This window comes from Frankia sp. CeTa3Moorea (assembly GCF_978021225.1).
The window spans coordinates 1-3211 of record NZ_CDXDOR010000273.1 but is presented as its reverse complement, the minus strand read 5'-3'; the positions used below and the strand labels follow the sequence as shown (position 1 = coordinate 3211).

The window sequence follows — 3211 nt, the reverse complement described above, 5'->3', positions numbered from 1 at the left end:
CCCCCACCGGCACCGGCGCAGGCCGGGCGGGGAGCGGACGGCGGTCCCTCGGCTGGTAGGGGGCCAGATCGGCGCGCGCCGTCTCGACATCCGGCACCCACCCGCCAGACCAGCCAGGCAGGCGAGCCCCCACGGACGGGCCGAAGGAATGATCGGACAGGCCGGAGGGATCGCCGGACGGGTTGGAGGGATGCTCGGACGGGTTGGAGGGATGCTCGGACGGGTTGGAGGGATGCTCGGACGGGTTGGAGGGATGCTCGGACGGGTCGGAGGGATGCTCGGACGGGTCGGAGGGATGCTCGGACGGGTCGGAGGGTTCACCGGGCGGCAGAGGACTGCGATCGGACATGATGGAAGTTCCCTGTCTGCGTGGGGAACCCGGGGCGCGGTGTCTGTCGTGGCGGTCAGGAACCGCGCCCCGGGGCGAACTCAACGGCCAGGCGGAATACGGCCGAGACGGCGTTGCGCTTCCTCGCGGCGCCGCGTTTCCTCGCGGCGCCGCGTTTCCTCGCGGCGCCGCGTTTCCTCGCGGCGCCGCGTTTCCTGGCGGCGTTGCGTTTCCTGCAGGCGGCGGACATCACCGATGTCGCGCTGTTCCTCGGCGAGCCGGACCAGCAGCAACACCAACAGGCTTCCATCGGTAAGCACGAGCGCCACCAGTATCATGATGAAAAAGAACGTCATCATCAGATCCTGCTGTCCTTTCCGCTACACGCCGATGGTCGACACGACGTTAATCACCTGGTTGACGATCTGCTGGATTGTCGGGGCCAGCCCGGAGGAAGCCAGATAGAACCCGAGGACGATGCACAGCAGCGCCGACGCCAGACTCAGCCGGTAAGACCGGACGAGGACCACGACCGCGAACGACAACAACAGAATGATCGAAATACTCACCATGGGACAGGGTTTCCTTTCCTGTACGGGGCGCGGGCTAGTCGTTCGGGTCGGACCCGTCGCTGCCAGCCGGAACATCCTCGTTTCCGGCGTCGTCGGCCTCATCGACGTCGTCAACGTCGTCGGTGGCCTCGGTGGCCTCTGCGTCGGTCATGTGGGGATGGGCGGGTACCGGATCCATCCCGGCCGGAACAGCCCACGTGTTGTACGCCTGCCGCCACACCTCCCGTGTCCGCCTATGCCACGTGCCAAGACGCGAGAAAACCAGATCCAACGCGGCCCGAAGCCGCTCGTTCTCGAAGGCCTCGGCGAGGTACAGGCGGTGCAGCACCGTACTGGCCGTGTAGCCCTCCACATGCTCGGTATGCGCCTTCTCGACCCGGTTAGCGAGATCGTCCAGGGTCAACGGCCCGAACTCGGCGGCCGACGGGTCCGGCTCAGAACTGGTAGGCATAAATATTCCTCCACAGATAAACAGGAATGGGTGACCTGCCCGCGCCACGGGCAGGGGAACAAGACGTGACACTGAGACGATCGCCGGACCTGAAACGGGGGTCCGCGCGGCGCACCGGTCAACGGCCGCTGACGCGGCGGCGCGGTTTCGGAAGGCGGCATCAACACCCCGCGACACCAACCGCGAACCAGATGGCCAACGCCGAGCAGAACACCGCCACATGACGCCGGTTCACTCCCGGCCCCGCCCGATAGCCCAGAAGACAAGGACCACCAGAGCGAACACCGCCACCACCGGGAACAACGCGTTCGTCGCCGCCCACTGCGCCACCGTCGCGCACACGGTCACCACGGCGAACCCGCAAAACCAGCGCACCACCGTTCCCAACAGCGACCGGCGGACAAGATAGTACCGTGCCATCACACACCTTTCTTCCCGCCGGAAACGGCCGTACGGCCGTCACCGGCTGACATTCCCGGGAACCCTGGCCGGCTCTCCCGCCAGATCACGCAGGCCGGGACCCTCGGGAAACAGGAACGGCATGGCCGAGGTGTCCTTTCACAGGAGGTGGTCACGAGAAGGACCGCAGACCGGTCAGCACCGGAAGGAAACGCACCACCGTCAGCAGGACCCACAGAAACACGCACCAGACAATGACCGGTGCGCGGCGTTCCCGCGCGACCGGAAACACGATCCCGAGGATCAGGGCGGTTTCCAGCAGCCACCACGCGGCCTGATAGGCAAGGGAACCGGACGGCGCGGGCAAGGAAACCGGGCGAGAAGGATCGACCATGAAAGCAAGACGGTTCACGGTCAGCTCCCCAGCCGCGAGCCGACCCAGAACACGGCCGCGACCATCCCGGCCACCACCAGAAACACCCCCGGGGACACGAAGAACCCCGCGGCGTACTCGATACCCGCCACCAGCACGATCAGACCACCGAAGAACAGGCACCAGCGCACGGAACTCCCCCACGGGGAACCCGCAAGATAAACACGGCGCATGACGAGGAAACCTCCGGGCACGGGAACAGGACAAGGATTCTTCGTGCCGACGCGGCCCGGTCAACCCGAACCGTGCCGGCAACGAGAATTCTGCCCCCCGCACAAACCCCGATTCCGGCGGAGAATGGCACATTCCCCCGGCAGTATCCGGCGCCCCTCCGGCGTCAACCCGGCATACCCGGCGTCAACCCGGCACCCCCCGGCGCAGACCCGGCAGCACACACGATCAGCTACATACAGTCATAGCCGCAGGGTGCGGCAGGGCAACCGTCCCGTCCCGAGCATCGGCACCGCCGGAACAACACGACGACAAATAGGGCACGATGGGCTACCGTCACGGTGCGCATGCGGGCAGTGTCGATGCTCGCCGCACACGTCCTTGCCCTGGGGTAGCCATGACCGTAACCATGATCGATGACGACTCGCACGACGACCTTGTCTCTCACCTCGCCGCACTGATCGACAAGCTGTACGCGACCGGCGTGCCGTACCCGTCCGATCTCCTCGCGGACAAACACGGCCGGGCACTGATCGACATTCTCAGCCCGTCCCGCCCCGGAGCCAGCCCGCATGATCGTGCGATCGACACACACCGGCTGCTTATCGTCGCCGTGGCCGCCCTCGGCGGCCGCACCGCACGAGCGTTGGAAGAACTCCTAGACCTCCACCCCGCCGCCACCCCAGGACGACGCCGGATATTCACCCGCACCGACCGGCGCGAGCAAGCCGGCGTGCACTACGGCGTCGCCGGCGACACCATCCGCCGCCACCACGAACGCCGCCTCACGCTCCGCCTCGCCATGGAGCTCTACCAGCGGATCCGCGTCGGACGCGACACCACCCACGCCAGCAGCA

Annotated in this window: 7 protein-coding genes and 1 pseudogene; 1 reads left to right on the top strand and 7 read right to left on the bottom strand. The window is 66.8% G+C overall.

What is annotated here, in order from left to right; all coding sequences use genetic code 11:
- From AC08OV_RS24200 to AC08OV_RS24170, 7 genes and pseudogenes are all read right to left on the bottom strand, one after another.
- A pseudogene (locus AC08OV_RS24200) lies at positions 1–349 on the bottom strand (hypothetical protein); the annotation flags it as partial.
- An 80-nt stretch (positions 350–429) separates the two neighbouring features.
- Positions 430–684, bottom strand: coding sequence for a hypothetical protein (locus AC08OV_RS24195; protein ID WP_476620395.1), 255 nt, complete (start codon positions 682–684; stop codon positions 430–432).
- Between the two features lie 24 nt (positions 685–708).
- On the bottom strand, positions 709–900 hold the full coding sequence (locus AC08OV_RS24190; protein WP_476620394.1) for a hypothetical protein: 192 nt from the start codon (positions 898–900) through the stop codon (positions 709–711).
- A gap of 34 nt (positions 901–934) precedes the next feature.
- The gene (locus AC08OV_RS24185) at positions 935–1351 is read right to left on the bottom strand and encodes a hypothetical protein (RefSeq protein WP_476620393.1); all 417 of its coding nucleotides are present in this window, start codon (positions 1349–1351) and stop codon (positions 935–937) included.
- 231 nt (positions 1352–1582) lie between these two features.
- Entirely contained in the window at positions 1583–1771 is a 189-nt protein-coding gene (locus AC08OV_RS24180) for a hypothetical protein (RefSeq protein WP_476620392.1), read from the bottom strand.
- A gap of 151 nt (positions 1772–1922) precedes the next feature.
- Complete coding sequence (locus AC08OV_RS24175; protein WP_476620391.1) at positions 1923–2162, bottom strand: hypothetical protein; 240 nt, start codon at positions 2160–2162, stop codon at positions 1923–1925.
- A 2-nt stretch (positions 2163–2164) separates the two neighbouring features.
- Positions 2165–2356, bottom strand: coding sequence for a hypothetical protein (locus tag AC08OV_RS24170; RefSeq protein ID WP_476620390.1), 192 nt, complete (start codon positions 2354–2356; stop codon positions 2165–2167).
- Positions 2357–2763: 407 nt separating this feature from the next.
- Here AC08OV_RS24170 and AC08OV_RS24165 point away from each other — a divergent pair.
- The coding region (locus AC08OV_RS24165) for a hypothetical protein (protein ID WP_476620389.1) at positions 2764–3211 on the top strand (448 nt) is incomplete at its 3' end.

Bases quoted from the DNA above. Each gene is read 5' to 3' on its own strand.
- AC08OV_RS24195 (WP_476620395.1), bottom strand. From the start codon at position 684: ATGACGTTCTTTTTCATCATGATACTGGTGGCGCTCGTGCTTACCGAT.
- AC08OV_RS24190 (WP_476620394.1), bottom strand. From the start codon at position 900: ATGGTGAGTATTTCGATCATTCTGTTGTTGTCGTTCGCGGTCGTGGTC.
- AC08OV_RS24185 (WP_476620393.1), bottom strand. From the start codon at position 1,351: ATGCCTACCAGTTCTGAGCCGGACCCGTCGGCCGCCGAGTTCGGGCCG.
- AC08OV_RS24180 (WP_476620392.1), bottom strand. From the start codon at position 1,771: ATGGCACGGTACTATCTTGTCCGCCGGTCGCTGTTGGGAACGGTGGTG.
- AC08OV_RS24170 (WP_476620390.1), bottom strand. From the start codon at position 2,356: ATGCGCCGTGTTTATCTTGCGGGTTCCCCGTGGGGGAGTTCCGTGCGC.